Raw genomic sequence first — 25,640 nt, 5'->3', positions numbered from 1 at the left:
GATAGTGCGGATTCCCGTGTGAAAGTAGGTCATCGTCAGGCTAATAACCCTGCAAACCCCCTGAACTCCAGCAGTTCAGGGGGTTTTGCTTTTGGGGAACCGAAAACGATCCGTTAATGAGTTTCTGGCCGAGGGATATTGATCCGAAAGAATCTCTTTGGACGAGAGCGATGCCCGGATCGGCACTGTCTTTCCGGGCACTTCCCCATGCTTGCCACGCGGTCGAGGAGCTCAGTGTTGTCGGAGCTCCCGCCGTAGGATCTTTCCAACATTGGTCTTCGGCAGTTCGTCCCTGAACTCGATGTATTTGGGCCGCTTGTAGCCCGTGAATTGGGAATGGCAGAAGCTGCTCAGGTCCTCCTCTGCCAATGCCGGATCCTTCTTGATCACAAACAGCTTTACGGCTTCCCCGGAGTGTGTGTCCGGTACACCGACCGCCGCACATTCCAGCACTCCGGGATGCATATTGACCACCTGTTCAATCTCGGTGGGATAGACGTTGAATCCACTGACCAGGATCATGTCCTTCTTCCGATCAACGATGCGGGTGTATCCCTGTTCATCCATCACCCCGATATCTCCGGTCTTGAAGAAGCCGTCGGGGCCAATGGCTTGTGCCGTCTCATCCGGTCGATTCCAGTAGCCGGCCATCACCTGAGGCCCGCGGATGCAGATCTCGCCGCGCTCTCCTAGCGGCACATCCTTGCCCTCATCGTCCCGAATGGCGATCTCGGTGTTGGGAACGGGCAGACCGATCGATCCATTGAACGCGTCAAGATCCAACCGGTTGATCGTGGCGACCGGCGCCGTTTCGGACAAGCCGTATCCCTCCACCACCGCACAGCCGGTAATACGTTGCCATTTCTCCGCCGTCGCCTGCTGGACAGCCATCCCACCGCCGTTGGAGATCACCAGTTCGCTGAAGTCCAGCTTCGCAAATCCAGCGTCATTGGCCAACGCGTTGAACAAGGTATTCACCGCAGGGAACATGTTCACCTTGTAGTTGCGCAGCGTGCTGACAAACCCGGGGATGTCTCTCGGATTGGGAATCAGCAGGTTCATCATGCCCAGCCTGGCGCCCAGCATGTAGCAGGCCGTCAGCGCGAAGATGTGATACAGCGGCAGAGCGCAGACGATGGTGAGCGGTTTATCTCCCACCCTGTTCAGCATGGGTTTGAACCAGGCTTCACTTTGAAGGATGTTGGCCACCACATTGCGGTGCAACAGGGTCGCTCCCTTCGAAAGTCCGGTGGTCCCGCCCGTGTATTGAAGGAAGGCGGGATCATCGGCGCGTAACTGCACGGCTTGCAGCCGAAGGGAGGCCCCGTCGTTCAACGCCTGCCTGAAGCGCGTCACCGTGCGTGCCTGGGTCAGCGGCAGCCGAAACTCCGGCACCATCTTCTTCAGATGCCGCACCGCGAAATTGATGAGCGGGCCTCGCCACCAGCCCAGCATGTCGCCAAGCCCGGTGACCACCACGTGTCGCACGGCGGTCCTCTCAATCACTTCCGACAAGGTCTTCGCGAAGTTCTCCAGCACGATGATGGCTTCGGCACCGGAATCCTTGAGCTGGTGTTCCAGCTCCCGGGGCGTATAGAGGGGGTTCACATTCACCACCACGAAGCCGGCGCGCAGGATGGCGGCGATGGTGACCATGTACTGCAGCACGTTGGGCATCATGATGGCCACACGAGCGCCACGCGCCAGTCCACGCTGTTGCAGCCAGGCCCCGAGGGCCTGGGAGTATTTGTCCACTTCTGCAAACGTCAGCCGTTGATCCATGCAGACGGCCGCATCACGTTGGGCATGCACGCGGAAGGACTCTTCCAGCAGCGTCACCAGCGAGGGGTACACATCGAGGTCAATACTCGGTGCCACCCCTTCGGGATAGCTCGTCAGCCAGGGCTTGTCGGCGTAGATAGCAGTCATGTCTCCGTCTCGTTGTTGGGCCGCCGCGCGGATGCGCGTGCGTCCGAGTTTTCTCCCATGCTCGCGTGGCTGAACCGGGGGGCAAAGGGGGCTTGCCCTAAGCGCCGCGTCGCCTGCATGACAGACACCGACGGCTCCTCGGGGCGATCTCCCCAAACGGCCAGGCTCGCTGCAGCTGTTGAGGAAACTCTGATAAGGCTTCGCCGCCGATGTGACGCCGGTTCGGGTGATCCGTGGCGTTGCATATCCTTGCCCTGGGGAACCTCTGCATAACTCCTCGCCGCCGATGTGACCCCGTTTCGGGCGGTCCGCAGCGTTGCAAATCCTCGCCAGAGCACCCGCTTTGGCTGTGGTTTGCGCCTTGCGCCCCATCCCGGATCAGGCTCACCTCGGCTCGCGGGGGATGTGCAGAGGTTCCCTGGTGCCCACCATGGCTGTTGCGCCTTGCACCCCAATCCGGATCCCGGCCACCTCGACTCGCGTGAGTTAGGCAGCGGTTCCGTGGGCCTCTACACTGGCCCACAACCACAAGGAATCTGCTTCCCGATGAACGGCCGCATCCATCGCCTGACCACCCTGTTCCGCTGGCTGGGAGGCTGTCTGCTGGCTCTCTTGGCGGCCTACTGTTATGGCACCTGGGCGGGTGCTGGGGTCCTGGCGATCTTCATCGCAGGCCCCCCTTTGGTGATGCTCCCCCATTTCATTGCGTTGCGCTTTTTCCCACCGGCGCCTGGTCTGCCGGCGGCGCCCTGGCCTGATCTGCTGCAGGCATGGTGGCGTGAGGTGGTTGTGGTGACGCGGGTGTTCAATTGGCAGCAGCCCTGGGCGGAGCATCGCTATCCGGACCATCTGCCGGAGGCGACCAGCGCGCCGCGTGGCGTGCTGCTGCTGCACGGCTACAGCTGCAATCGCGGCCTATGGAACACCTGGATGCCTCGCCTAAGGGCGCGGAACATCCCATTCATTGCGGTGACCCAGGAGCCGGCCTTTGGCTCCATTGATGACTACGCGCCGGCCATCGATCGCGCCATGCGGGAGCTGCAGCGTTTGACGGGGCGTCCACCGTTGATCGTGGCGCACAGCATGGGCGGGTTGAGTGCGCGCGCGTGGTGGCGCAGTCAGGGCCATCCGCGAGATCGCATGTACCGCATTCTCAGTCTGGGAACGCCGCATCACGGAACCGCGCTGGCCCGTTTCGGCAGCACGATCAACGCCAAGCAGATGCGTGGCGATTCGCCTTGGTTGCTGCAGTTGGCTGCTGAAGAGCCAGCGGCCTTGGGAGGTCACTTCGACTGCCTCTACGGGCACTGTGACCAGATTGTGTTCCCGTCCGAAACGGCGATTCTGCCGGGTGCTCGTGTTTTGCATATGCCTGCACGCGGCCACCTTCAACTCGTCTTCGAGCCCCAGGCATTTGAAAGAGCGTTATCGCTCATCCAGGCCGCCGAGGACGCCCAATCGGAATCCACGAGCCAGCCGCCCCAATCGCCTCAAGCGACCCAAGCCCCTCAAGCGCCGCAACCGAACCAGGCGCCGCAACCGCCCCAATCACCCCAACTGCCCCTGGCGAATGAAGGTCAGCGAGCGAATGAGGGTCTGAGTGAGGAGGGTGGGGTTGGTGAGCGTGGTGGACGAGCGGCGGGCTCGATGGGGGTGGGCTCGGTGTAGGGAAGTGGTGGTCCGGGGGGTATTTGCGGAAGTAAAGAAGGGAATGGCCGGCGGAGCCGGACAGGAATGACATGAAGCAAATGCCCCCCGGGCCGCCACTTCCCGGCGCGTTCGAGGCGGCGGGTGCAGTGAATGGTGAGCTGCCGCGGCATTGGCTGCATGCCGCACTGCGCGCTCCCCCTCACAGCACTGCGGCGAGCCCCCCACCGCAGCAGCCGGCACCTCCCGCCCCCAACCAGACCCTCAGGCTTCCGCCTTCAACGCCCCCGGCCGAACCAGCCCCTCAGACTTCCGCCTTCACCCCCCCAGCCGAACCAGACCCTCAGGCTTCCGCCTTCAACACCCCCCGCCGAATCTGATCCAGCTCGATGCTCTCAAACAGCGCCTTGAAGTTTCCTTCCCCAAAGCCCTCATTGCCCTTGCGCTGAATCAACTCGAAGAAGATCGGCCCGATCACTTCCTTGGTGAAGATCTGCAGCAGCAGCTCATGCGGCGCGCCCTGGTGGGCGGCGCCGTCGATCAGGATGCGCAGGCGGCGCAGCTCATCCAGGCGTTCGTTGTGTTCCGGCAGCCGCTTGCTGACCAGGTCGTAATACGTGTCGATGGTGTCCTGGAACACCACGCCGGTCGTCTGCATCCCTTCCACCGTGCGGTAGATATCGTCTGTTCCCAGCGCCACGTGCTGAATCCCTTCGCCGTGATACAGGTCCAGGTATTCCGCGATCTGGCTCTTGTCGTCGCTGCTCTCGTTGATGGGGATGCGGATCTTGCCGCAGGGGCTGGTCATCGCCTTGGATTTCAGGCCGGTCAGTTTCCCCTCGATATCGAAGTAGCGCACCTCCCGGAAGTTGAACAGGCGCTCATAGAACTCGGCCCATTCCTTCATCCGTCCGCGGAACACGTTGTGGGTCAGATGGTCGATATACGTCAGCCCATGGCCCTTGGGCTGCGACGCCACCGGCTGGCCTTCGGCATCCAGCAGCGGCACGAAGTCAACGTCATAGATGCTGATATTGCCGATCTCGCCCGCTGCAGCACCGTTCTTCCCCTGCCACCGGTCCACAAAATAGATCAGCGAATCTCCGATGCCCTTGATGGCCGGAATATTCAGCTCCATCGGCCCGGCCTTGTTATCGAAGCCCCAGGCACCCAGCTCCAGCGCGCGCCGATAGGCATACGCCGCGTCCTTCACGCGGAAGGCGATGGCACAAATCGACGGTCCATGAAACCGAGCAAAGCGTTGAGCGAACGAATCTGTCTCGGCATTGACGATGAAATTGACCTCACCCTGTCGATACAGCGTCACATTCTTGTGACGATGCCGGGCCACCGCCACGAACCCCATGGAGGTGAACAACGCGCCCAGCGCGGCGGGGTCGGGGGCCGCGAACTCGATGAATTCGAATCCGTCGGTGCCCATCGGGTTCTCCCAAGGGGTAAAGGCCATGGCTTGTCTCCGCTAGTCCAGAAAAATCAATGCGTGAGACTGTAGGCGTCGCCCCCCGCAGTTTTCATGCGAACTGCAGCGTGACTTCCTGACCAGACGCAAGATCCCTGCAAGAATCTGCCTATGGACAAGCAGATCGAGCTTGATGCGATCGACCGACGCATCCTCCACGCCCTTCAGGCCGACGGCCGCATCACCTACGACGCCTTGGCTGCGCAGGCCAACCTGTCCGCGTCTGCCGTGCTGCGGCGGGTCCGGCGGCTGGAGGAGGCCGGTGTGATTGCCGGCTATGTTGCGTTGCTCAACCCGGAGCGTGTGGGTCTGGGCCTGACGGCTTACATCAACGTCCGGCTCGAAAAGCACACTGAAAGCCACAAGCGCAACCCCATGGATCTGTTCCGTGCCGCGGTGCAGACCTGGCCCGAAGTGGTGGAGTGTTCCGCGTTGACTGGGGAAATGGATTACCTGCTGCGCGTCCTGGTGGAAGACATGAGCCACTACGCCCGCTTCATCACCGAAACCCTGCTCAAGCACCCCAGTGTGCAGGACTGCAAAACCAGCTTCGTGCTGGACCGCCTCAAGAACACGACCGCGATCCCGGTGTAAACACGATCAGCGCAGTCAGCAGCTTGCCGCTTGAGGCCGCCGCCTCATCCCGCTGCTTCCGCCCGCCGCTTCAGCCTACCGCTTCAGCCCGGCGTCCCATCCACCTCATGCAGCAGCTTGAGCGTGTGCGACGGCGACAGCGTCAGCAGCTCCCCAATCTCGATCAAGTCATCCGGAATGGCTGGGTTCTCCCACCCATTCGCGGTGTGCCTGGCCAGCCGCACGGCCAGGGTGACGCAGCGCACCTGCGGGTCGCGCCCCTTCTTGTCGTTGGTGATGTGGGTGAGCAGCTCCGGCAGGTGCCAGGCCTTCATCAAGGCCTGTTCCAGGTCGCCCAACTCCACATTCAACACCTGTTTCTGCGCGGCCGTGCTGCGCAGGGCCGGATCGGCGGCCTGCCGCCGCTGGATCTCCAGCGCCAGGGTCGGTGCCTCGCACCACAGCAGCATCTCCGAAAAATCATGCAGCAGGGCGGCGCTGTGGATCACGGCGGCGTCCGGGTCGGCTCGATGGGCCGCAAACCCCAGTGCAAACCGGGCGGCCCGTTCCGCGCGTAGCAGCACGCGTTGCAGGCCGGCCAATGCCTCTGGCCGGTCGGCCAGGCGTTCCTCCGCGGTCGGCTGGGGGCCGAAGGCCCTGAAAAACGGGGTGATGCCCATCAACACCAGCGCGGCCGTGACCGTTTCTGCGTCGGTCAGCAGCCGGCTGGAGCGCTGTGACGCCGCATGCGCCAGCAGCTTGAGCGTCATCAAGGGATCCTTGTTCAGGATCTCCCCGAGCAAGTGCGCGTCCGCCGCGTCCTCATTGGACCGCCACAGCTCCAGCTGCTCGCTGGTACTCGCCAGGACTGGAATAGTCATACGGCGAAGGTGGTCGGTCCACGCGGACAGATCGCGCAGCGGCCGATCCAGCATGGGCTGGGGCGGGGGGACCGGCACGGGAACAGGAGGCTGGTCGCTCATGATGGGGCTGGGCGGTGGCGGCGGTGACGCACGGGAGGCCTTGATCGTATATCGGCTCCCCCTCCGCCAGCTTGATCCCCACAAGCGCGGCGACGAGCACGATCCAGGCGGGCATCACAGCCGTTGAACACCCGCGAGGGTGCCCACCAGTTGACCGTTGCGATAAATCGCGCCGTCGGAACCACCGCCATGGCGGCAAAACTCCAGCTCGGCAGCCGCCGGCTCGCTCCCTGTTGCCGCAGGCGCCAGATGCCAGGCCCAGCGGATCAGCCAGCCCCCCATGCTGAGCAAGGCGGCTGATAAACGTCCCCGCCAGCTGCGGGGCCCCGCCGAACCCCATTCCCGGTTCGGCATCCAAGTGATGTGTTGCATGTCTTTTCTCCCTGGGCAGCCTCGCAGGCTGTCCGGGTTCAAGACCGGACGCCCGCGGGCGCGCGCTTCATGGACTGAGTTCGTGCAGATGCCGCAGCTCGCGCTGTAGCGTCTGTTGAGCCTGCTGGCGGCGTGCGCCGGTCGAGGGGCCGTGTCGGCCTGCGGATCGATTCAGGCTGGGCGCCACATGCGGATTGCGTGGCTTGCGCAGCAGCATTTGCTGAGGACGTGGAGCAGTGAATTTGGCCATGACAGCCTCCTGTGATGACAGCGGTTGGTGAGACGAAAGAGGGCGGGTAACCGGTGCAGAGACTGCATACCCCGCCTCAAGAATTGCGCAAATGATAAACACTCGATTATCAAGCGCAAGTGCTTTTTATCTGATGTTGTCCCTGGCCGACGGGACGGGTTGAGCGGGGCACGCGCGTGCCTTTCCCTCGCCTGGGGCGATGGGCCATAGCCGATGGAAAGGGGTAACGGAGCCGCAGGGGTGTCCCTGCAGGACCTGGACGCGTGACAGCGCCGTCAGCCGCGTGGCGCGTAGGCGTGGGGCCGGATTGCGGGCAGCGTGGCGCGCCGCATGGCGGCGAACCACCGGGCGGTGGGAGGGCGCCTTAGCGCTTCTTCGCCTTCAACGGTGCCACGCTCTGCTGCAGCCGCCGCCATTCATCCACTTCGGCGGCCGACTTGGCGGGGGTCTTCACTGGCGCTTTTGCTGTACCTGCCCCAGGTTTGGCGCCGCCTCCCGACGCAACCGCAGGCGCTGGCACGGGCGCCGATGCGGCCGCCCCAGGCGTCAACACCTCACCCAGCAGATCCAGCAGCCGCGTTCTTGCCCGCTGCGGATGCCGGCGGTAATAGGTCAGCACCAACCCGACGATGAAGCGCTCGTCGTCGTCCTGCGGCAAGCCGGACGGCTGCTCCTGCTCCGGCGCCACCGGCGTGGCGCCAGCCCCAACTGCTGCACCGGCTCCGCTGGCTGCCAGGCCGTGCTCCTGATCCATCCACCCCACGGGCTTGTGGCTCAGTTGCTCGAACTGCCGCGCCAGCCGTTCGCCAATCTGGCGGGAGCGGCCCTTGATCTGGCTCCAGTAGCTGGGCTGGATCTGCAAACGTTCGGCAAAGCGCCGCTCCAGTCCGCGCAAGGCGGCGGCATCGGGGTGCTTGAGGGTGGCGGCAACGAACTCGTTGAACAGGCGCATCGCGTTGTCCAGGCGGATCTGCGCGACATCGCGGGGGGCAGAAGACATATCGCCATGATAAAGCTTCGTTCACCATCACCACGGCCCAGGGTCTCATGCCCCGCACGGATCATGAGAAATCCCCTGGTTGGCCGTTGAATCGGTGCCCGGGGAGGGCGCTAATCTTCATCCTTGAGCTGATAGTGCGACGCCAGCTGCGCCTGGGTATTGGGCGGCACCGGTTCGTAATGGGAGAGCACCAGGGTGTATTGACCCTGGCCGCTGGTCATGGCGTTCAGCCGGTTCTGATAGGCGGAAAGCTCCGCCAGCGGCGCCAGCCCTTGCACCACGATCTGCCCAGGCACGCTGCTGCGGGTGCCGCTCACCTGCCCGCGCCGCGCCGCCAGGTCTCCGGTGATGTCCCCGGTGGCCGATTCCGGCGCGCTGATCTCCACCTCCACGATCGGCTCCAGCACCAACGGCTGGGCCTCACGCACGGCCGCCACCACGGCCTTGCGCGCGGCTGTGATGAAGGCGATCTCCTTGGAGTCCACCGAATGATGCTTGCCATCGAAGACGGTCACGCGCAGGTCCTGCAACGGATAGCCCGCCACCACACCGCGCGCCAGCGCCTGCCGGACGCCTTTCTCCACCGCCTGCATGAATTGCCCGGGGATGGTGCCGCCCTTCACGTCATCTTTGAACTCGAACCCTGCGCCCCGTGGCAGCGGCTCGATGCGCAGCCACACCTCGCCGAACTGCCCCGCGCCCCCTGTCTGTTTCTTGTGGCGGTGATGCCCCTGCGCCGGTGCCGAAATCGTCTCGCGGTAAGCCACCCGTGGCGGCTGCGTCTGCACCTCCACCTTGTAGTGTTCCTTCAGCCGCTCCAGCAGCGTGCGCAGATGGAGTTCGCCCAGCCCGTAGACCAGGGTCTCGCCCCCCTGCGCCCCCACGCCCTCGTGCTCGCCGGCCCTTTCCAGCCGCAGGCAGGGGTCTTCCTCCACCAGGCGGCCCAGCACATCCCACAGCCGTTGCTCGTCCCCGTGGCGCGTCGGGCGGATGGAGAGGCCGTGCACCGGCGCGGGCAGCGCGATCGGTGCCAGATGCAGGTGTTCGTCCTCCGGTGCGTCATGCAGCACGGCGTCATAGTGCAGCTCATCGAGCTTGGCCAGCGCGCAGAGTTCGCCCGGCAGCGCATGGTCAATCTCCACATGGTCCTTGCCCTGCAGCCGGAACAGGTGGGCCAGCCTCACCGGTTTGCGGGCATGGCCCACAAACACCTGGGCATTGCGCCGCAGCGTGCCCTGATGCACCCGCACCATGGCCAGCTTGCCCAGGTAGGGGTCGGACTGGATCTTGAACACATGGGCGACCACATGCTGCTGGGGATCCATGGCGACCTGCAGCGGTTCGGCCTGCGCGCCTTCGCCACGCAGGAACTGCGGCGGATTGGCCTCGTAGGGGTTGGGCAGCAGCGTCTCGATGGCGGCCAGCAGCTCATCCAGGCCGGCGCCATGGCGCGCCGAGACAAAACACACCGGGATCAGATGACCTTCGCGGAACGCCTGTTCCAGCGGTGCATGCAGCTCCGATGCCGGCACATCCCCATCGTTCAGGTAGCGGTCCACAAAGGCCGGGTCCACCTCCACCACCTGCTCCACCAGGGCCCGGTGGGCCGCTTCCACCGAGCCGAAGTCCGACTCTCCGCTGCATCCGAAGAAGCAGTCCTGCACCCGTGTCCCGCCCGCGGCCGGCAGGTTCAGCGGCAGGCATTCGCGCCCGAAGGTCTGCTGCACCTGCGCCAGCAGCGCGGCGGCATCCACGCCGGGCGCATCGATCTTGTTGATGATCACCAGGCGCGTCAGCCCGCGCTGCGCGGCCGCGTCCATCATGCGTTGCGCCATCAGCTCGATGCCCGCCTGGGCATTGAGCACCACCGCCACCGTCTCCACCGCTTCCAGGGCGGGCAGCGCCTGGCCGATGAAGTCGGACGCGCCGGGGGTGTCCAGCAGAAACAGATGAACGCCTGCGTGGTCCGCGTGCAGCAGCGAGGTCTGCAGCGAATGCTGCACCCGCCGTTCCTGCGGGTCATGGTCGCTGACCGTATTGCCCTTCTCGATGCTGCCGGCGCTCTTGATGGCGCCGGCCTTCAACAGCAGTGCCTCGGCCAGCGAGGTCTTGCCAGCACTGGCGGGGCCCGTCAGCGCCAGGGTGCGTATCGCCGCGATACCCGCATGCGGTGGGTGCGCCGGATGCAGGGTTCCCGCGGCGCCAGGTCGGCTGCCGGGGTCGGGGCCCTCCGGGCCCTCCGTGCCCGTCCGGGCCGGATCTGGGGTAGGTGGCATGGCTCGCTCCTCTCGTTCAAGAGTTGGACTGCGTCTGGAGCCTGATTGCGGCCAGCGTAGAGGAAGCCGGTGCCGGGCACAAGGGCCGCACATCCGGGGGGCCGGCCCGCCTTGGCCCGCGTCCAGCCCTGGCTTTTCCTGAAAACCCTGAAGCACTGGCTCACGGATAGCGGTGTCCGGAACACCTAGACTCGGCCACTGTTGAATTTTTCCAAAGGGGAGTGGTTGATGGTCCGGAACCTGAGTGCAGCCTGGATGGTGGCCCTGATGGCCTGTGCCGGTCTGGCATCCCACGCCATGGCCGCTCCACCGCTCATGCAGGACGGCCCTGCGGTCGACAAGGCGGAGCCTGAAATCCCGCTGCAGACACTGACCACTTCGCTGGAACGCCCCTGGGGCGTGGCCCAACTCCCTGGCGGCGACCTGCTCGTCACCCAGAAGAACGGCACGCTGGTCCGCCTCACATCCAGCGGCAAGACGGTGGCCACGATCAGTGGCGTGCCGTCGGTGCTGGACAGCGGCCAGGGCGGCCTGCTGGGCATCGCCATTGATCCGGACTTCGCTGCGGGCAGCCCCTGGGTCTATCTCTCGTATTCCGAACCCGGCAGCGGCAAGGAGTCCGGCCTGGCCGGGACCTCGGTGGCGCGCGGCAAGCTGGTGGGCGAGTCGCTGGTGGAGGTCCAGGTCATCTTCCGCCAGCAACCCAAGGTGGACAGCGGCGGCCACTACGGCTCGCGCCTGGTGTTCGGCCGTGACAAGACCTTGTTCATCACCACTGGTGAACGCATGAAGGGCGAGCCGTCCCAGGACCTCATGCAGACCCTGGGCAAGATCATCCGCATCCAGCGTGACGGCTCGATCCCGCCCGGCAATCCCAGCTTCAAGACGCCGTCCCGCCCGGGCGTGTGGAGTTATGGCCACCGCAATGTCCAGGGGGCCGCCCTGCATCCCGTCACCGGTGAACTGTGGATCAGCGAACACGGCCCGCAAGGTGGCGACGAGATCAACATCGCGCGTGCCGGGCAGAACTACGGCTGGCCGCTGAAGAGCTACGGCTGCCCCTATGGCTCGCCCGTGGGCGAGGCCTGCCGCATCGGTGGCGGTACCCAGGCCCCCACCTTCGTCGAGCCGCTCACCACCTGGGTGCCGCTGTCCATCGCACCTGCCGGCCTGACCTTCTACACGGGTGCCATGTTCCCGGCCTGGCGCGGCAACCTGTTCTCCGGCTCGTTGGCCGGGCAGGCCTTGTGGCGCCTCACGCTGGACGGCGACAAGGTCGTGGCCCGCCAGCGCCTGTATGCCTCGCTGGGCGAACGCTTTCGCGATGTCGTCCAGGCCCAGGACGGATCCCTGCTCATGCTGACCGACAGCGGCAAGCTGTTGCGCCTGGCGCGCTGACAGTTCAGCCCAGCCGCTTCCAGTACAACGCCGTCGCCCGCAGGGTGCCGTCCGGGTTGGTCGCGAAGAACGGGATCTCTCCCGTGCGCTGCCAGCCTTGACCCTGATAGAAGGCCTCGGCCGGCGACTGCGCTTCGGTATCCAGCACCAGCAGGCTGATCCCGGCTTCACGGGCCGCGCCCTCTGCAGCGGCCATCAACTGCCCGGCCACGCCGCTTCGCCGTGCATCCCGGTGCACCATCAGCTTCTGCAAGTCGGCGCGGTGGCGCCCGTTGGGCTTGCCGCAAAGGGCCAGTTGAACGGTGCCCACCGCCTGCGTTCCCTTTCTCATCACCCAGAGGTGATGGCGCGGCCCGAGCTGTTCAAACACGGCCTCCCAGTACTCGCGCATCTGGGGCTCGTCCACATCCGCCAGGAAGCCCAGCGAGGCGCCGCCGTCCACCGCATCGAAGAACAGTTCCCCCAGCGAGGGGATCCAGTCGTGGTCCTCGCGGCCCAGTTTGATCAGGTCCATGCTGTTTCCTCTTGGCGTTGAAGCCGCTTGCCCAGGCAGACCGAGTCGGTGCGACCCACGTGGCGCCCGAAGAGCGGAATGTCGTGATAGCCGTGGCGGCGATAGAAGGCGCAGGCCTGGGCATTGACGCGACGGGTCTGCAGCCAGATGGCGCGATAACCCATGCCCCAGGCGGCCTGTTCCAGCGCCATCAGCACCGCCGCCCCGATGCCTCGGCCCGGGGCGCGTGCATACATGCGCTTGAGCTCTGCCACTGGCGCGGCACCCGCGCCCTCCAGCGGCCGCAAGGCGCCGCAGCCCGCTGGCCGCCCCTGTTCATCTCGCGCCAGCAGAAACACGGCACGGCCGGCATGCAAGGCCGCAGGGTCGAAACCCGCCGCACCGGTGGCGCCGGTGATTTTCTCCAACCGTTGGTTGAGTTCTTCCATCAGCTGCATCGCATCCACGCCGTTGGGGTCAACCGGCTCGATGGTCAGATGCTTCTCAACAAGCGGGCTTTGTGGCATCGTTCATCGTGTTGAACCAACATGAATGCAATCCTAACCAATGGTTAGAAAAACACCAAATATCGATCCGCGCCCCAGCGGCCCCAAAGGGCTTCACCCAGCGGCGGGTGTGGTGCAGGCCGCGCCGGATGGGGATGCCACGCGGCCCCAGCCCAAGCCGCAACCCCGGGTGCGGCAGAAGCTGGCCAAGCCGGAAGGCCCGCTCAAGCGGCAGGCCCAACGCAAGGGAGCGGAGGCTGCGGCGCCGGCCAGTCCGGCGCAGCAACGCCGCGCCGCGCAGAAGCAGGCCCTGGAGGCCGGCATCCTGGCGGCCGCGCGTGAGCTGTTCGCGGCCCATGGGCCGGAGGCGGTCACCTTGCGGGAGGTGGGCGCGGCGGTGGGCTACTCACACGCCACGCTCTACAGCTTCTTTGCCGACAAGAACGAACTGCTGGCGCGGCTGGCGCAGGACAGCCTGGCCACCTTGCTGATCCGCCTGCAGGGGGCGCAGGATGGTGCCGAACCGGGGCGGGCCGCCGCAGCGGTGGCTCGAGCCTTTGTGCAGTGGGGGCTGCAGCACCCGCACGACTATCGGTTGCTGATGCTGGATGCGCCGCTGGACATGCGGCCCGCACTGGTGGCGGGCCTGGACGCCGTGCTGGCCTTGCCCCCTGCGCAGGCAACGGCGCTCTGGGCCGGCCTGCATGGGTTGTTGATGCTGGAGTTGGCAGGGCTGGCCGCTCTGGGGGGCGAACTGCCCCGGGCGCAACGCCTGGCGATCTTGCTGGAGCAACTCGGCAGTCACTGACGCCTGCCGGCGCGCCCCTCAAGTCAGCGCCCTCCCGCCAGCGCCACCTTTAACCAGCGGCTCCTTGCACGAGCGGCTCCTTGAACCAGCCCGCACTCCTACCAGCGCGCCTTCAAACCAGATGCGGCAGTCGCTTGTAGTAGATCGCCACGCTCTGCAACTGGCCTTCGGCGCCATGGCAATGGTCCGGGATCTGGCCGGCACGTTGCCAGCCCAGATGGGCGAATACCGCCTCGGCCTGGGAATCCGCGCAGGTCTCCAGCTGCAGCAGGAAGCGGCCCTGCGTGGCGGCGGCGCACTCCACACGGCTCATCAACTGGCTGGCCACGCCACGGCTGCGCTCCTGCGTATGCACCATCAGCCGCTGCACTTCCCCACGGTGGTGCGCGTTGGCCAACGGGCACAGCGACAACTGCACCGCGCCCAGCAGCCGCCCGGGGCCGTCAGACTCGCAGGCGATCCACAGGCTGTGGTGCTGGCCCAGCCGGGCGAACACGCCATGCCAGTAGTCCAGCGCCGCGTAACGGGACAGCGGCGCCAGAAAACCCAGGGTGGCGCCCTGGTGCACGTTGTCGATCAGCAGGTTCGTCAATGCCGGCAGCCACTGGAGATCCCTCGAGCTCAGCTTCACGATCTCGATCGGCGCGCGCTGTGGCGTGATGACGGCAGCATCAACCACCAACGGGGCGAGGGCACGCGTTGCGCGGGCGGGGCGTGCATGGACAGCGGCAGGACTGAGGGCGACAGACATGAACGTGAGACTCCAGGTCGGAACGACTTTGCCGTCGGGTGGACGGGACCTGGAAAACCCTGATGCAAACGGTATGCCAACCCGCCGGCGGGCCATGACGATCGGGCGTTTCTCGCGCACGGGCCTGGATGATGCGTGATGAATGTCACGCCGACGTGGCCACGCTCAACTCGGCTTCCAAGCCAGGCTCCGCGCAAAGCCGGCCCCGGCCCTGGTGCTTGGCGGCATAAAGCGCCGTTTCGGCGCGCCGTTGCATGTCCTCGAGATTGCGGTCGCCCGAACGAAGCTTCGCCCAGCCCGCCGAGAATCCGAGCGGAACGCCCAGGTCACGCGGCGCCGCTTCCTGCAGCGCGTCGCGCACACGGCGATCCAGCGCAGGCGGGCCGACCAGATCCGATCGGGCCATCAGCACGGCAAAGCGCTGCCCGTCGATGCGCGCCACCAGGTCGCCCAGCCGCTTCTGCTCATCCAGGCAGCGTCCAAACAGCGCAATCGCCTGGTCGCCGCGCTCCGCGCCGTATTCGGCGTTCAGCGCCTTGATGCCGTCCAGGTCCATTACCAGCAGCATCAGCGGTTCGTTGTAGCGTCGGGCCATCGAGATCATGTCCACCGAGCGTTGCTGGAAGGCCCGGTGATTGGGCAGTCCGGTCGGTGCATCCACCTGACTCAGCCGCCGCAACTCGGCCTCGCTCTCGCCGCGCCACGCCACCAGCACACCGATGCCGGCCGCCAGCACGCACACATTGGCCGCCACGGCGAACACGATGTTCAACGGATGCGGCGCATCGAAGCGGGGCAAGGCTTCGCTGCCCATGCCGGCGAGCCAGGCGCGTGCCAGGTTCAGCAGCCCCAGCAGGCCCAGGCTCACGGTCAGCAGCAGCCGCCAGCGCAGATGCCCGAAGGGGCCACGCTTGACGGGCTGCAGCAGGCTGGCGCACAAGGCCAGCATCTGCAGGGCCAGGCAGCCGTTGGACCAGGCGAGGCGAAAGCCCTGGTTGTCGAAGCCCAGGCCGTAACCCAGCATCACGATCACCGGCATGCCGTATTGCAGCCAACGCCCGAAGCGTCCGGGCAGCCACAGGTGCACGGCCATCCACAGCAGTGTCAGGCTGGCGCTGAGCAGGCCCAGCGCCAGCGTGGCGGGCAGCCGATGGCCTTCATCGGGCAGCAGCAGCAAGGCCCAGCCGGCGGCCTGCGCAGCCGCGCTGAGCTGGGCGCGGCGGGCACTGAGGCTCTCGCACCAGCCCAATTGCAGCGGCAGCACCACCGCCAGGGCCAGCGACAGGATCAACAGCAGGCTGAACAGGGTCGGGACGTCAAAGCGCATCGCAGGGGGGCCGAGGTCGTGGGACATCGGCCAGGATGAGTCTGACCCATTGTGGCCCCTGGGGCCGTGGCTGCCCCGGGTGTCAGCCCGGGCGTCGGCCCCACGTCATCCGAACTGGCGACGGTGGCCGGTGCGGTGGGCGGGCGCTGCGGCTCGCCTGAGAGCGCCCGAGTGCAAAAAGGAGCACCAAGAGCTCGCAGGAACAACTGAGCGCCTGAGCGCCGTCACTTCACCGGAATCGGCGTCCCGTGATCCACCGGCACGGCCGTCACGCTGTTCTGTGGCGAGCCTTCGATCACACGGTCCGAATAGGTCAGATAGATCAGGGTGTTGCGCTTGGGGTCCACCATGCGGACCACCCGCAGCCGCTTGAAGATCAACGACCGGCGTTCCGAGAACACTTCCTCCTTGCGGGGCAGTGGTTTTGGAATGCTGATGGGGCCGACGGCACGGCAGGCGATCGACGCTTCGGACTTGTCCTCCGCCAGGCCCAGCGCGCCCTTGACGCCGCCGGTCTTGGCGCGCGAGACATAACAGGTCACGCCTTGCACGGCCGGGTCGTCATAGGCGTCCACCACGATCTTGTGATCCGGGCCGATCAGCTTGAACACGGTGTCCACCTCGCCGATGGCATCGGACTCGGCGGCATGGGCGGTGCCGGGTCCGGCACTTAAACCCAAGGCGATGAGGGTCAGAGCCGCCATGGACGACACCGTCGGGCGGATGGAAAAACGGATGGAACCACCCATGAAATCAAGCATGCTGCGCACTCCTGGAGTCTCCCGTTGTAGCACGGCCGGGGCTCAGGAACTGGGTCGGCAGCCAGCGGTCACGCAGCGCCAGAAAGGGCAGCTCCACCAGCCGATGCAGCAGCCATCCGCCGAGCAGGCAAGCCAGGGTCACCACCGGGATGGCCGTCCAGGCATTGGCGGCGATGCCCACGGCGGCCATGGGTTGGATCATCAGATAGCCGACGGGTTTGTGGGTCAGGTAGAGCGCATAGGACCAGCGCGCCAGCGCGCCAGCGCCTGGCACGACGACGCGCGCCAGCGGCCCGGCCGGTGCCAGCGCGGCCATCACCAGCAGGGCGAAGCTCCAGGCGTTGAGGCTGTAGCCCAGAGCGGTCATGGCGCGGCCGTAGCCATAGCCGTTGATGTAATACCCATCCAGCAGCAACGCACCCATCGTGACGCAGGCCGCCAGCCCGAGCGCCAGCAGCACGCGCGGGCTGGCCATCAGGCGTAACCATGCCCGGGGGTGCCCGTGCTTGAGCAGCGCCACCGCCACGCCGGGCAGGAACTCATCCAGCCGCGCGAGGCTGGCGTAATACAGATGCGGGTGATAGAGCGCCACGGCGCCCTCGGCCTCGCGCCCGTACAACTGCCACAGGTGGTCTCGCCACGCACAGGCCGCCACGGTCAGCAACCCGATCATTGTCCAGGCCAGTGCGCGGCGGTGGCGCTTGAGTGACCAGCCCAGCGCCAACGTGGCGGGCAGCACCAGATAGAACTGCTCCTCGATGCACAGCGACCAGGCATGCGAGAACGCGGTGCCGGGTGGCAGCCCGACGTTCTGCGTGAAGCTCAGGAAGCGCCACAGGGGCGGGGGCGGCCGGCCGCCCATGGCCACCGGAAACAGCCAGAACAACGCCAACACTACGTAGAAGCTGGGCAGCGTTCGCAGCAGGCGTCGGCCGTAGAAGCGGGGCAACGACAGCTCCCCGCCACGCCGGAAACCGGCCATCAACTGGTTGGCGATCAGGTAGCCGCTGAGCACGAAGAACAGGTCCACGCCCGTCCAGCCCAAAGTGCTGACCCAGCCGAAGGTGGGCTCGCCGCTCACGAACAGCGCGTAGTGGTAGGTGAACACCAGCACGATGGCGAGGGCCCGCAGCAGGTCCAGGCCGTGCAGGCGGGGCGGTGCCAGAGGGGGCGGGGTGTTGATGTGGGGCGTGGCAGGGGGCATGCGCGGGCGTCGGGAGTGATGCAGAGGTTCCCTAAGCAGATGAACTCATCAGTGCTGCTCAGCAGTCATGCAGGGCTGGCGGGAGACGGGGAACCGCCGCCTTGCGTGGTGGCCGCGATTCTCTGCTGCCGTGGGCCCGGCAACCTGCTTGACGCTGCGCCGTAACGGCCGTTACCTGAAATTGAATGCCCGTCCCCGTGCCACCCGCGCCGCCGGGCGGATCGTGTGACCCCCGGTCAGGCACTGCCCCCATGCCGGGCCTGGCTGTCGTGAGGTGCCTGCTCACGCTGATGCATGCCGTAGTCCCGCATCACGGTGGCGACCCGGAGGCGATAGTCCTTGAACACGCCACTGCGGCCGGCCGCTTGCGCCGCGCGGTGCTCTTCCAGCTGTCGCCACGCCTGCACGGCAGCCTCATCGCGCCAGAACGACAACGACAACACCTTGGACGGATCCGTCAGGCTCTGGAATCGCTCGACGCTGATGAAACCGTCCATCGTCTCCAGCAGCGGCCGGAGGTCGGCGGCAATGCCGAGGTAGTGCTCGCGCTCGCCGTCGGCGGGAACGACTTCGAAGATTACCGCGATCATGTTGAAACCTCTGTCGATGGCAAGGGGTGGTGGAATTGAAGAATAGCCATGTTGGGCAGTGACAGCGGGTGTGCGGTAACAGGCAAGGGCAGGCGCTGCTGCCGGGCTGCGACCGCCAGCGCGGCTTCGATCGACGTCAGCGCAATGCCTTGGCCCGGGCAGCGATGCGGGCCGTCGCCAAAGGCGTGATCGCCGCCGGTCAGTTCGATGGACAAAGCGTCGCCAGTGGTGAGGGCATGTCCTTCGCACGAGGTGGGCCGTTGCGCAAATCGGCGGGTCAGCCGCACGGCGCCACCTTCGCGGGCGATGTCCTTCAGGGTGGTGCGGTCCGGCGCTACCCCGGTCCTGACCAACGCCCACAGGCCATGGCTGAGCAGCGCGGTGCCGGCCTCATGGCTTTGCCACAGCAGCGCCAGCCGATTCGCTTCGCGCGTGGCGGGGTCTGGCCAGGCTGCGGCGCCGGCCTGGTGCAGCCATGCCCATTGCAGCGGCGCATCCGGCGCGGTGGCCTCGGCGGCCCGCAACGCGGCCAGCAGTTCCAGCGTGGCCTGGTCCGCACGCGCAACGGCCACGGCGGCATCCGCGGCGTCTGCATCCGGGGCCAGTCCGGCTGCCAGGGTACGCAGCTGCTGCACCAGATCCCGTTGCTCATCAAGGGTGCCCACAGGGAGCCCCAGCAAGCCGGCGACCGTTACGGCCGGTACGGCCCAGACCCAATGGTTCCAGCCACCGGGCAGCGCCACCGATGCCTGTCGTCGCGCTTCTCGGCGGACATCGTCTTCCGAGACGGCGCGCAGCGCTTGCGTCACGGCCAGCTTCTGCGCGGCATGCGCATCGTCATCCCGCTGCCGCAGCCACTTCTTGAACTGGTCGGCCACGGCGCCGGCGTGCCGGGCCAGGTGGGCGGGCTGGGGCTGGCCCGGTGGGCGTACGCCCAGGTCGGGGTGGGTCAGCAGGGCATGGGGACAGACGCTCATCAACGACTCCTCGTTCTCCGGGCCTTGGATCGGGGCGGTGCCAAGGGAAGCGCTGCATCACGCCCGCGAGCCGACGCGGGGCACATCGGTCGCGATGCGTTGTGCAGGGAATCCCTGAGGCATGTGAAGCGGTAAACCCGGACAAACGCATGTTCGCCGCGTGGCTACCGACACGCTTCGTTTAGCATCGAAGCATGGATGCAAGCCCTACGGCCGATCAGGCGCTCGCGCACATTGCGGGGAGCATGGCGGAGCCTGTACGGGCGCGCATGTTGTGCTGCCTGATGGACGGGCATGCCCGCACGGCCACGGAGTTGGCGGCGGTGGGGGAGGTGGCGGCGTCCACAGCCAGCGCGCATCTGTCTCGCCTGCTGGCGCAAGGGCTTGTTGAATGCATGGCCCAGGGCAAGCACCGTTACTACCGGCTGGCCGGTGCCTCGGTGGGGCAGGCGCTGGAGGCGCTTCTGGTGCTGGCGGGCCAGCCGCGACCGACGTTCGAACCCACCACACCGGTTGGCCTGCGCGAGGCGCGGCGCTGTTATGACCATCTGGCCGGCCACTGGGGTGTGCGCCTGCATGACCATGCGTTGCGGCGCGGCTGGCTGATGGTCAATGACGACGAACCGCGGGGTTATCTCATCAGCGACCCGGGCCTGGATGCCTGGCGGGCGCTGGGCGTGGATGTCCGTGCCGCATCGGGCGAACGTCGCCGGCTGGCCTGTGCCTGCATGGACTGGAGTGAGCGCCGGCCGCACCTGGGTGGCGCGCTGGGGGCTGCCTGGCTGCGCAGCATGCTGGACCAGGGCTGGCTGGCGCCGACCCTGGACAGCCGCGCCCTCACTGTCACGCGCCGAGGCGCGACCCGACTCAACCGCTTGCTGGAGGATTCCACGACATGAACACAGCGCAAGGTTCCCCCTCGGCCACCACGGCGATCACGGCGCCCTCGGGCCACGCGGCCATCCGCGTCGGTGTGGGCGGCTGGACCTTCGAGCCTTGGCGGCAGACCTTTTATCCGCCGGGCCTGGCTGCGGCCAAGGAGCTTCACTATGCCAGCCGCCAGCTGACGGCCATCGAGATCAATGGCACCTACTACAGCACCCAGCGCGCGGCCACCTTTGCGAAGTGGCGTGATGACACGCCGGACGGGTTTGTCTTCTCGCTCAAGGCGCACCGGCTGACCACCAATCGACGTGTGCTGGCCGAAGCCGGGGAGTCTGTTCAGCACTTCCTTCACAGTGGTGTGGCGGAGCTGGGGGACAAGCTCGGGCCTATCGTGTGGCAGTTCGCGCCCGGCAAGCGGTTTGACCCGGACGACTTCGGCGCCTTTGTGGCGTTGCTGCCGCAGGAGCTGGCGGGCCTGCGGCTGCGGCATGTCCTGGATGTTCGCCACGACAGCTTCCGGGACCCGGCCTTCCTCGCGCTGGCGCGCCGTCATCGGGCGGGTGTCGTCTTCACCGAGTCTGACGACTATCCGGCGTTGCCGGACCTCACGGCCGATTTTGTCTACACCCGCATCATGCGCACCCGTTCCGAGCTTCAGACCGGTGTGGACGACGCGACCCTGGACCAGTTGGCCGCCTGTGCCCGCGTCTGGCGGTCCGGTGGTCAGCCCACCGGCTTGCCGCTCATCGACCCTGCGCATGAGCCTCCCGCGCATCCCAGGGACGTTTTTGTCTTCTTCATCAGTGGTGCGAAGGAGCGTGCGCCCGCTGCCGCACAGGCTTTGCTCTCCCGTCTCGCCTGATCCCCCAGGGAAGCTCTCTGCTTCCCCCGGCGCAACAACCACGACCCAGCGACCACCACTGCGACGATGTCCTGGGGAGGCCGTTGAAGTTCTCGGTTCGGAAAGTGGCGGCCCGGGCTCCCTTGGCGTAAGTCAAGAAGGGAATGGTCGGCGAAGCCGGCCAGGAATGACATGGAGCCAAGGGAGCCCGGGCTGCCACTTTCTGCGGGGGCTTGAAGCGTAATAACCCCCGCAGCAACCGCAGCGCGAGGCCTATCATGTGCGAATGTCGCCCGTGATGCTTCACATCCCGACCTTGATGCTGGCCTTGCTCAGCGGGTTCGCGATGCTCGGCATTCAGCTCTGGATGGCACAACGCAGCCGCCTGCGCTACCTGGACCTGGGCCTCTGGACCTGGGGTTCCTGGACGCTCCTGGCCGGTTTCAGCATGCTGGCCGCCCGCGTGTTCCTGCCCACCTGGATCTCCGCACTGGCTGGCAATGGGCTCATCGCCCTGGGCATCGTCATCTACTGCGAGGGCATTTTTCGCCATGTCCTCGGCCGCTCGCTGCCCCGCTGGTGGTGGTGGTGCGGCCCTGGTCTGGCCTGGGTCCTCACCGCATGGATGCTCGCCTGGCCGCTGGCGGTGCGCACCGGGGCCATCTCGCTGGTCTTTGCCGCGCTGCTGATGCCCGGCATCGCGGTCCTGCTGGGCCCCGGCTGGCGTGCCGAGTCCTCGCTGCGCAGCGTGGCCCTCACCCTCGTCCTGGCGGCCACCAGCCTCATCCTGCGTGCCGTCCACGCCTGGCGCCACCCCGAGGACTATCTCGACCTCATGCAGGGCAGCCTGGGCCAGGGCCTCACCTTCCTCTTCAGCTTCATCTGCCTCATCGGCGCGGGCTTCGGCTTCGTGCTGGCCAACTTCGAGCGCATCGCCCGCCGCATGGAAGAGATGGCCTCCACCGACACCCTCACCGGCTGCCTCAACCGTGGCACGGCAGACACCCTGCTGCGCCACGCCCTCGAACGCGGCCGTCGCGAGGCCTCCCCCGTGGCCTTTGTGCTGCTGGACCTGGACCACTTCAAGGTGATCAACGACAGCCACGGCCACCCGGCCGGCGACACCGCCCTGCGCTGCTTTGCCAGCGAGGTCCGGCAACGGCTGCGTGGCTCCGATGTCATGGGCCGCTGGGGCGGTGAGGAGTTCGTGCTCATCCTGCCAGCCACCGATGGTGCTGGCGCCACCAGCCTGGTGGACCAGATCCGCGAAGGCATCGCCGCCCTGCAGTTGAAGGACGAAAGCGGTGCCCCCTTCAACATCACCGTCTCCGCCGGCATCGCCGTGGCAACACCCGGCCTGCAGCTGGGCGCGGAGCAGCTCTTCACCTTGGCCGATCAGGCCCTCTACCGCGCCAAGGGGGCAGGACGCAATCGCGTGCATGTGCATGAAGGCCCGGTGATGCCGCCTGCCGCAGACATCATCGGCCGCACGGCCTGACCCCGTCGCGTCCCGACCCGTCGCGTTCCGTTCAGTCAATGCTGCGCCTGAGCGCGCCACCGGATTTTCCGGAGCCATCCCCACCTCCAGTGGTGGCGCCCACCCCGTTCTGGCAGCTTCCTGACGGTCTTCGGGTATGGCGCCCCGGACTGGACAATTCCGTGTGCCAACGGTCATTGACAGTCATGGCGGCCGCGCGTGAGGGTGGTCTATGCTTGGTCCATGGCTACCTCCAAGACCTCTTTGCTCCTCCGCCTGCCCGCAGCACTGCCGCTCTGGACCCTGCTGTCCCCGGTGGCCGCCATTGCAGCCCTGCTGGGCCTGTCAGACGGCGGAGGCTGGGTGGCCCTGTCGGCCGTCAGTGTGCTGCTCATCGCCGCGGTGCTCGCCGCCGTGCACCACGCGGAGGTGGTGGCCCACCGCGTCGGTGAACCTTATGGGTCACTGGTCCTGGCGGTGGCGGTCACCATCATCGAAGTGGCGCTGATCGTCTCGCTGATGCTGGCCGGTGGTGAGTCCACCAACACCCTCGCGCGGGACACCGTCTTCTCCGCCATCATGATCGTCTGCAACGGCGTGCTGGGCCTGTGCATCCTGGTCGGCGGCTGGCGCCACCGGGAGCTGAACTTCCGGGTCGAGGGCACCGGGCCCACGCTGGCGGTGCTGGCCGCGCTCTCGGTGCTCACGCTGGTCCTGCCCGCGTTCACCACCAGCTCACCCGGCCCCACCTTCACCCGCACGCAACTGCTGTTTGCCGGGGCGGTGTCGCTGGTCCTGTATGGCGCCTTCGTTTTTGTGCAGGCCGTCCGCCACCGGGATTACTTCCTGCCGGTCACCGGTGTGGACGACCAGGATTCGCATGCCGCGCCGCCCAGCACCCGCGTGGCCCTGGTCAGCCTGGCCCTGCTGATGGCCTGCCTGGTGGGGGTGGTGGGCCTGGCCAAGTTGCTGGCGCCCACCATCGAAAAGGCGGTCAGCAGTGTGGGCGCACCGCCGTCGCTGGTCGGGGTCATCGTGGCCTTGCTGGTCCTGTTGCCCGAGACCGTGGCCGCCGTGCGGGCGGCCCTGCACAACCGTCTGCAGACCAGTCTCAACCTGGCCCTGGGCTCCGGCCTGGCCAGCATCGGCCTCACCATCCCGACGGTGGCGGTGCTGTCCCCTCTGTTCCCGCATTCACTGGTGCTGGGGCTCACACCGCTGAGCATGGTGCTGCTCTTCCTGACCTTCATCGTGGGCGGGTTGACACTGGCGGGCGGTAGGGCCACCGTCCTCCAGGGGGCGGTTCACATGGTGGTGTTCGCGGTGTTCCTGTTCCTCGCCGTGGTGCCCTGACGAGGTTCTTTGACGAGGTTCTTTGACGAGGTGCTTTGACGTGGTGAACTGATCTCGTGCCTCAGGTAGCGGGCCACTGAAGCCCCACGCGCTGAAACACCTCGCGCTGACGCACTTCGCGCTGACGTACCTCGCGCTGACGTACCTCGCGCTGACGTACCTCGCGCTGACGTACCTCGCGCTGACGTACCTCGCGCTGAAGCGCCCCAACAAGCGGGCGCTTCAGCGCCCCACCAGGCGGAACGCACTCACCAGCGCATTGAGCTGCTGCGCCTGGCTCTGCAACGAGCCTGCCGCAGCGGCGGACTCCTCCACCAGCGCGGCGTTCTGCTGTGTCATCTCGTCCAGCCGCTGCACGGCCACGTTGACCTGGCCGATGCCGCCACTTTGCTCCGCGGCTGCGGTGGCGATCTCGCCGACGATCTCCGCCACGTGGCGAACGCCCTGCACGATCTCCCCCATGGCCTCGCCGGCATCCGTCACCAGTCGCGTGCCGGAGGCTACCCGGTCGACGCTTTCGCCAATCAAGGCCTTGATCTCCTTGGCCGCACTCGCGCTGCGCTGCGCCAGGGCCCGTACCTCGCTGGCCACCACCGCAAACCCCCGGCCCTGCTCGCCGGCACGGGCCGCTTCCACCGCCGCATTCAACGCCAGGATGTTGGTCTGGAATGCAATGCCGTCAATCACGCCGATGATGTCGTTGATCTTGCGTGAGCTGGTCTCGATCTGCTGCATCACCGCCACCACTTCGCTAACCACCGCGCCGCCCTTGGAAGCGGAGCTTCGCGCCGCGCTCACCAGGTCATTGGCCTGACGCGCCGAGCTGGCAGTGTGCGCCACCGTGCCGGTGAGCTGCTCCAGTGAAGAAGCGGTTTCCTGCAGATTCGAGGCCGTGGCCTCCGTCCGGGAGGAGAGGTCCTGATTGCCGGTGGCAATTTCCTGTGTGGCCACGTTGATGGTCTCGGTGCCTTCGCGCACCTGGCTCACCATGCGCCGCAAGGCGTCCTGCATGCGGCTGAGTTCGCGCAGCAGGGCGCCGATCTCGTCATGGCGGTCCACATGGATGTCCTGGCTCAGGTCGCCGCTGGCAATCGTCGCGGCCACCGCTCCGGCCTGCACCATGGGCGCCCGCACCGAATGCGTGATGCGCCACGCGATCAGCACACCCAACGCCACCGCCAAGCCGGTCAACGTCATCATCAGCACGCTGGCTTCACGGGCCTGGGCGGCCTGCTGAACGGCGAAGGCATCCGTATCCTCCGCAATCAGCAAGGCCAGCTTGTCCACGGCGGCGAGATACGCGGCCGCTGCCGGTGCCAGGGTCTGGTCCACCTGGCGCTGGCCCGTGGTCGGGTCCGCCTGGATGGCCGCCATCACCGATTTGCGGATGTCCACATACCGCTTGCGCGCCTCGGCGATCTCCCCGAGCTGCGCCTTCTGTTCCTTGTCGGTGATGCCGGCATCCAGTTCGGACTGGAGCTGATTGATGCGCTCCGTGGTCTTCCCCATCTGGCCACTCAGATACTCGCTCAAGGTGGCTTGGCCACCCGACTTGGCAATGGCCATCACACGGTTGAGATTGAGCTCCGTGGCGCCACGCCATACCGCGGCCTGGTTGCGGCGCTGCTCCTGCTGATGCAGCGCCTCGCTGAGCCGCATCATCTCGCGGAGCTTGTACACCCCGACGCCGGTCATCAGCGCCGCCATCGCCAGCACCGCTGCAAAACCGACCTGCAGCAGCGTGGTGATCTTCATCCGA

The 25,640-nt window shown here is 66.5% G+C and carries 25 protein-coding genes; 8 read left to right on the top strand and 17 right to left on the bottom strand.

What is annotated here, in order from left to right:
- Window positions 1-231: 231 nt before the first annotated feature.
- Together BMY53_RS07245 and BMY53_RS26790 are read right to left on the bottom strand one after the other, a co-directional pair.
- The gene (locus tag BMY53_RS07245) at window positions 232-1,929 is read right to left on the bottom strand and encodes a long-chain-fatty-acid--CoA ligase (RefSeq protein ID WP_092945075.1); all 1,698 of its coding nucleotides are present in this window, start codon (window positions 1,927-1,929) and stop codon (window positions 232-234) included.
- Window positions 1,926-2,174 carry a hypothetical protein gene (locus BMY53_RS26790; protein ID WP_404947858.1) on the bottom strand — a complete coding sequence of 83 codons (249 nt, stop codon included), beginning with the start codon at window positions 2,172-2,174 and terminating at the stop codon, window positions 1,926-1,928. Before BMY53_RS26790 ends, BMY53_RS07245 begins: the two co-directional genes overlap by 4 nt.
- Window positions 2,175-2,475: 301 nt before the next feature.
- On the opposite strand from BMY53_RS26790, the gene BMY53_RS07240 reads away from it, so the two are divergent.
- On the top strand, window positions 2,476-3,597 hold the full coding sequence (locus tag BMY53_RS07240; protein ID WP_092945073.1) for an esterase/lipase family protein: 1,122 nt from the start codon (window positions 2,476-2,478) through the stop codon (window positions 3,595-3,597).
- Between the two features lie 322 nt (window positions 3,598-3,919).
- On the opposite strand, the gene hppD is transcribed toward BMY53_RS07240, so the two are convergent.
- On the bottom strand, window positions 3,920-5,044 hold the full coding sequence (gene hppD, locus BMY53_RS07235; RefSeq protein ID WP_092945071.1) for a 4-hydroxyphenylpyruvate dioxygenase: 1,125 nt from the start codon (window positions 5,042-5,044) through the stop codon (window positions 3,920-3,922).
- 123 nt (window positions 5,045-5,167) lie between these two features.
- Between hppD and BMY53_RS07230 the strand changes: the two genes are divergently transcribed.
- Entirely contained in the window at window positions 5,168-5,650 is a 483-nt protein-coding gene (locus BMY53_RS07230; RefSeq protein ID WP_092945069.1) for an Lrp/AsnC family transcriptional regulator, read from the top strand.
- 83 nt (window positions 5,651-5,733) lie between these two features.
- Here BMY53_RS07230 and BMY53_RS07225 read toward each other — a convergent pair whose 3' ends face one another.
- The 5 genes from BMY53_RS07225 to fusA all read right to left on the bottom strand — a co-directional run bounded on the left by BMY53_RS07225 (window position 5,734) and on the right by fusA (window position 10,510).
- Window positions 5,734-6,510 carry an HDOD domain-containing protein gene (locus BMY53_RS07225; protein WP_255370064.1) on the bottom strand — a complete coding sequence of 259 codons (777 nt, stop codon included), beginning with the start codon at window positions 6,508-6,510 and terminating at the stop codon, window positions 5,734-5,736.
- A 216-nt stretch (window positions 6,511-6,726) separates the two neighbouring features.
- Window positions 6,727-6,984 carry a hypothetical protein gene (locus BMY53_RS25395; RefSeq protein ID WP_143073972.1) on the bottom strand — a complete coding sequence of 86 codons (258 nt, stop codon included), beginning with the start codon at window positions 6,982-6,984 and terminating at the stop codon, window positions 6,727-6,729.
- 67 nt (window positions 6,985-7,051) lie between these two features.
- Window positions 7,052-7,234, bottom strand: coding sequence for a hypothetical protein (locus BMY53_RS25390; RefSeq protein WP_143073971.1), 183 nt, complete (start codon window positions 7,232-7,234; stop codon window positions 7,052-7,054).
- 364 nt (window positions 7,235-7,598) lie between these two features.
- Window positions 7,599-8,234: a hypothetical protein gene (locus BMY53_RS07215; protein WP_092945063.1), complete on the bottom strand. Its 636-nt coding sequence runs from the start codon at window positions 8,232-8,234 to the stop codon at window positions 7,599-7,601.
- Window positions 8,235-8,344: 110 nt separating this feature from the next.
- The gene (fusA, locus tag BMY53_RS07210) at window positions 8,345-10,510 is read right to left on the bottom strand and encodes an elongation factor G (RefSeq protein WP_092945061.1); all 2,166 of its coding nucleotides are present in this window, start codon (window positions 10,508-10,510) and stop codon (window positions 8,345-8,347) included.
- Window positions 10,511-10,738: 228 nt separating this feature from the next.
- On the opposite strand from fusA, the gene BMY53_RS07205 reads away from it, so the two are divergent.
- Complete coding sequence (locus BMY53_RS07205) at window positions 10,739-11,908, top strand: PQQ-dependent sugar dehydrogenase (RefSeq protein WP_177200772.1); 1,170 nt, start codon at window positions 10,739-10,741, stop codon at window positions 11,906-11,908.
- A 4-nt stretch (window positions 11,909-11,912) separates the two neighbouring features.
- On the opposite strand, the gene BMY53_RS07200 is transcribed toward BMY53_RS07205, so the two are convergent.
- Both BMY53_RS07200 and BMY53_RS07195 read right to left on the bottom strand, forming a co-directional pair.
- The gene (locus BMY53_RS07200) at window positions 11,913-12,422 is read right to left on the bottom strand and encodes a GNAT family N-acetyltransferase (RefSeq protein ID WP_092945059.1); all 510 of its coding nucleotides are present in this window, start codon (window positions 12,420-12,422) and stop codon (window positions 11,913-11,915) included.
- The gene (locus BMY53_RS07195; protein WP_092945057.1) at window positions 12,413-12,928 is read right to left on the bottom strand and encodes a GNAT family N-acetyltransferase; all 516 of its coding nucleotides are present in this window, start codon (window positions 12,926-12,928) and stop codon (window positions 12,413-12,415) included. The genes BMY53_RS07200 and BMY53_RS07195 overlap by 10 nt, the downstream gene beginning before the upstream one ends.
- A 40-nt stretch (window positions 12,929-12,968) precedes the next feature.
- On the opposite strand from BMY53_RS07195, the gene BMY53_RS07190 reads away from it, so the two are divergent.
- Window positions 12,969-13,715, top strand: coding sequence for a TetR/AcrR family transcriptional regulator (locus tag BMY53_RS07190; protein WP_092945055.1), 747 nt, complete (start codon window positions 12,969-12,971; stop codon window positions 13,713-13,715).
- 112 nt (window positions 13,716-13,827) lie between these two features.
- Here the strand turns inward: BMY53_RS07190 and BMY53_RS07185 are convergent, their stop codons facing one another.
- The 6 genes from BMY53_RS07185 to BMY53_RS07160 all read right to left on the bottom strand — a co-directional run bounded on the left by BMY53_RS07185 (window position 13,828) and on the right by BMY53_RS07160 (window position 19,325).
- On the bottom strand, window positions 13,828-14,466 hold the full coding sequence (locus BMY53_RS07185; RefSeq protein WP_092945053.1) for a GNAT family N-acetyltransferase: 639 nt from the start codon (window positions 14,464-14,466) through the stop codon (window positions 13,828-13,830).
- Window positions 14,467-14,611: 145 nt separating this feature from the next.
- The gene (locus BMY53_RS07180; protein WP_092945051.1) at window positions 14,612-15,820 is read right to left on the bottom strand and encodes a GGDEF domain-containing protein; all 1,209 of its coding nucleotides are present in this window, start codon (window positions 15,818-15,820) and stop codon (window positions 14,612-14,614) included.
- Between the two features lie 197 nt (window positions 15,821-16,017).
- The gene (locus tag BMY53_RS07175; RefSeq protein ID WP_092945193.1) at window positions 16,018-16,497 is read right to left on the bottom strand and encodes a CreA family protein; all 480 of its coding nucleotides are present in this window, start codon (window positions 16,495-16,497) and stop codon (window positions 16,018-16,020) included.
- A 49-nt stretch (window positions 16,498-16,546) separates the two neighbouring features.
- A complete protein-coding gene (locus BMY53_RS07170; protein WP_092945049.1) occupies window positions 16,547-17,758 on the bottom strand; it encodes an acyltransferase family protein in 1,212 nt (403 codons plus the stop codon).
- Window positions 17,759-17,994: 236 nt separating this feature from the next.
- Complete coding sequence (locus tag BMY53_RS07165) at window positions 17,995-18,348, bottom strand: antibiotic biosynthesis monooxygenase family protein (RefSeq protein WP_092945047.1); 354 nt, start codon at window positions 18,346-18,348, stop codon at window positions 17,995-17,997.
- Window positions 18,345-19,325, bottom strand: a complete 981-nt coding sequence (locus BMY53_RS07160; protein ID WP_092945045.1) for a cytochrome P450 family protein — start codon at window positions 19,323-19,325, stop codon at window positions 18,345-18,347. Before BMY53_RS07160 ends, BMY53_RS07165 begins: the two co-directional genes overlap by 4 nt.
- A gap of 194 nt (window positions 19,326-19,519) precedes the next feature.
- On the opposite strand from BMY53_RS07160, the gene BMY53_RS07155 reads away from it, so the two are divergent.
- From BMY53_RS07155 to BMY53_RS07140, 4 genes are all read left to right on the top strand, one after another.
- Entirely contained in the window at window positions 19,520-20,224 is a 705-nt protein-coding gene (locus BMY53_RS07155; protein ID WP_092945043.1) for an ArsR/SmtB family transcription factor, read from the top strand.
- Window positions 20,221-21,072 carry a DUF72 domain-containing protein gene (locus BMY53_RS07150; protein WP_092945041.1) on the top strand — a complete coding sequence of 284 codons (852 nt, stop codon included), beginning with the start codon at window positions 20,221-20,223 and terminating at the stop codon, window positions 21,070-21,072. Before BMY53_RS07155 ends, BMY53_RS07150 begins: the two co-directional genes overlap by 4 nt.
- A gap of 277 nt (window positions 21,073-21,349) precedes the next feature.
- Window positions 21,350-22,549: a GGDEF domain-containing protein gene (locus BMY53_RS07145; protein WP_177200771.1), complete on the top strand. Its 1,200-nt coding sequence runs from the start codon at window positions 21,350-21,352 to the stop codon at window positions 22,547-22,549.
- Window positions 22,550-22,771: 222 nt separating this feature from the next.
- Window positions 22,772-23,881 (top strand): calcium:cation antiporter, encoded by a 1,110-nt coding sequence (locus BMY53_RS07140; RefSeq protein WP_092945037.1) that lies wholly within the window; start codon window positions 22,772-22,774, stop codon window positions 23,879-23,881.
- A gap of 222 nt (window positions 23,882-24,103) precedes the next feature.
- On the opposite strand, the gene BMY53_RS26685 is transcribed toward BMY53_RS07140, so the two are convergent.
- Window positions 24,104-25,636, bottom strand: coding sequence for a methyl-accepting chemotaxis protein (locus BMY53_RS26685; RefSeq protein ID WP_310732101.1), 1,533 nt, complete (start codon window positions 25,634-25,636; stop codon window positions 24,104-24,106).
- Window positions 25,637-25,640 lie beyond the last annotated feature (4 nt).

The organism is Roseateles sp. YR242 (assembly GCF_900109745.1).
In the GTDB taxonomy this organism is placed as follows: Bacteria; Pseudomonadota; Gammaproteobacteria; order Burkholderiales; family Burkholderiaceae_C; genus Roseateles.
This window is presented reverse-complemented; position numbering and strand designations above follow the sequence as displayed.

What these genes read in the sequence shown, in the direction of transcription:
- BMY53_RS07245 (WP_092945075.1), bottom strand. Translation starts at nt 1,929, where the DNA reads ATGACTGCTATCTACGCCGACAAGCCCTGGCTGACGAGCTATCCCGAA.
- BMY53_RS26790 (WP_404947858.1), bottom strand. Translation starts at nt 2,174, where the DNA reads ATGCAACGCCACGGATCACCCGAACCGGCGTCACATCGGCGGCGAAGC.
- BMY53_RS07240 (WP_092945073.1), top strand. Translation starts at nt 2,476, where the DNA reads ATGAACGGCCGCATCCATCGCCTGACCACCCTGTTCCGCTGGCTGGGA.
- hppD (WP_092945071.1), bottom strand. Translation starts at nt 5,044, where the DNA reads ATGGCCTTTACCCCTTGGGAGAACCCGATGGGCACCGACGGATTCGAA.
- BMY53_RS07230 (WP_092945069.1), top strand. Translation starts at nt 5,168, where the DNA reads ATGGACAAGCAGATCGAGCTTGATGCGATCGACCGACGCATCCTCCAC.
- BMY53_RS07225 (WP_255370064.1), bottom strand. Translation starts at nt 6,510, where the DNA reads ATGACTATTCCAGTCCTGGCGAGTACCAGCGAGCAGCTGGAGCTGTGG.
- BMY53_RS25395 (WP_143073972.1), bottom strand. Translation starts at nt 6,984, where the DNA reads ATGCAACACATCACTTGGATGCCGAACCGGGAATGGGGTTCGGCGGGG.
- BMY53_RS25390 (WP_143073971.1), bottom strand. Translation starts at nt 7,234, where the DNA reads ATGGCCAAATTCACTGCTCCACGTCCTCAGCAAATGCTGCTGCGCAAG.
- BMY53_RS07215 (WP_092945063.1), bottom strand. Translation starts at nt 8,234, where the DNA reads ATGTCTTCTGCCCCCCGCGATGTCGCGCAGATCCGCCTGGACAACGCG.
- fusA (WP_092945061.1), bottom strand. Translation starts at nt 10,510, where the DNA reads ATGCCACCTACCCCAGATCCGGCCCGGACGGGCACGGAGGGCCCGGAG.
- BMY53_RS07205 (WP_177200772.1), top strand. Translation starts at nt 10,739, where the DNA reads ATGGTCCGGAACCTGAGTGCAGCCTGGATGGTGGCCCTGATGGCCTGT.
- BMY53_RS07200 (WP_092945059.1), bottom strand. Translation starts at nt 12,422, where the DNA reads ATGGACCTGATCAAACTGGGCCGCGAGGACCACGACTGGATCCCCTCG.
- BMY53_RS07195 (WP_092945057.1), bottom strand. Translation starts at nt 12,928, where the DNA reads ATGCCACAAAGCCCGCTTGTTGAGAAGCATCTGACCATCGAGCCGGTT.
- BMY53_RS07190 (WP_092945055.1), top strand. Translation starts at nt 12,969, where the DNA reads ATGGTTAGAAAAACACCAAATATCGATCCGCGCCCCAGCGGCCCCAAA.
- BMY53_RS07185 (WP_092945053.1), bottom strand. Translation starts at nt 14,466, where the DNA reads ATGTCTGTCGCCCTCAGTCCTGCCGCTGTCCATGCACGCCCCGCCCGC.
- BMY53_RS07180 (WP_092945051.1), bottom strand. Translation starts at nt 15,820, where the DNA reads ATGTCCCACGACCTCGGCCCCCCTGCGATGCGCTTTGACGTCCCGACC.
- BMY53_RS07175 (WP_092945193.1), bottom strand. Translation starts at nt 16,497, where the DNA reads ATGGCGGCTCTGACCCTCATCGCCTTGGGTTTAAGTGCCGGACCCGGC.
- BMY53_RS07170 (WP_092945049.1), bottom strand. Translation starts at nt 17,758, where the DNA reads ATGCCCCCTGCCACGCCCCACATCAACACCCCGCCCCCTCTGGCACCG.
- BMY53_RS07165 (WP_092945047.1), bottom strand. Translation starts at nt 18,348, where the DNA reads ATGATCGCGGTAATCTTCGAAGTCGTTCCCGCCGACGGCGAGCGCGAG.
- BMY53_RS07160 (WP_092945045.1), bottom strand. Translation starts at nt 19,325, where the DNA reads ATGAGCGTCTGTCCCCATGCCCTGCTGACCCACCCCGACCTGGGCGTA.
- BMY53_RS07155 (WP_092945043.1), top strand. Translation starts at nt 19,520, where the DNA reads ATGGATGCAAGCCCTACGGCCGATCAGGCGCTCGCGCACATTGCGGGG.
- BMY53_RS07150 (WP_092945041.1), top strand. Translation starts at nt 20,221, where the DNA reads ATGAACACAGCGCAAGGTTCCCCCTCGGCCACCACGGCGATCACGGCG.
- BMY53_RS07145 (WP_177200771.1), top strand. Translation starts at nt 21,350, where the DNA reads ATGCTTCACATCCCGACCTTGATGCTGGCCTTGCTCAGCGGGTTCGCG.
- BMY53_RS07140 (WP_092945037.1), top strand. Translation starts at nt 22,772, where the DNA reads ATGGCTACCTCCAAGACCTCTTTGCTCCTCCGCCTGCCCGCAGCACTG.
- BMY53_RS26685 (WP_310732101.1), bottom strand. Translation starts at nt 25,636, where the DNA reads ATGAAGATCACCACGCTGCTGCAGGTCGGTTTTGCAGCGGTGCTGGCG.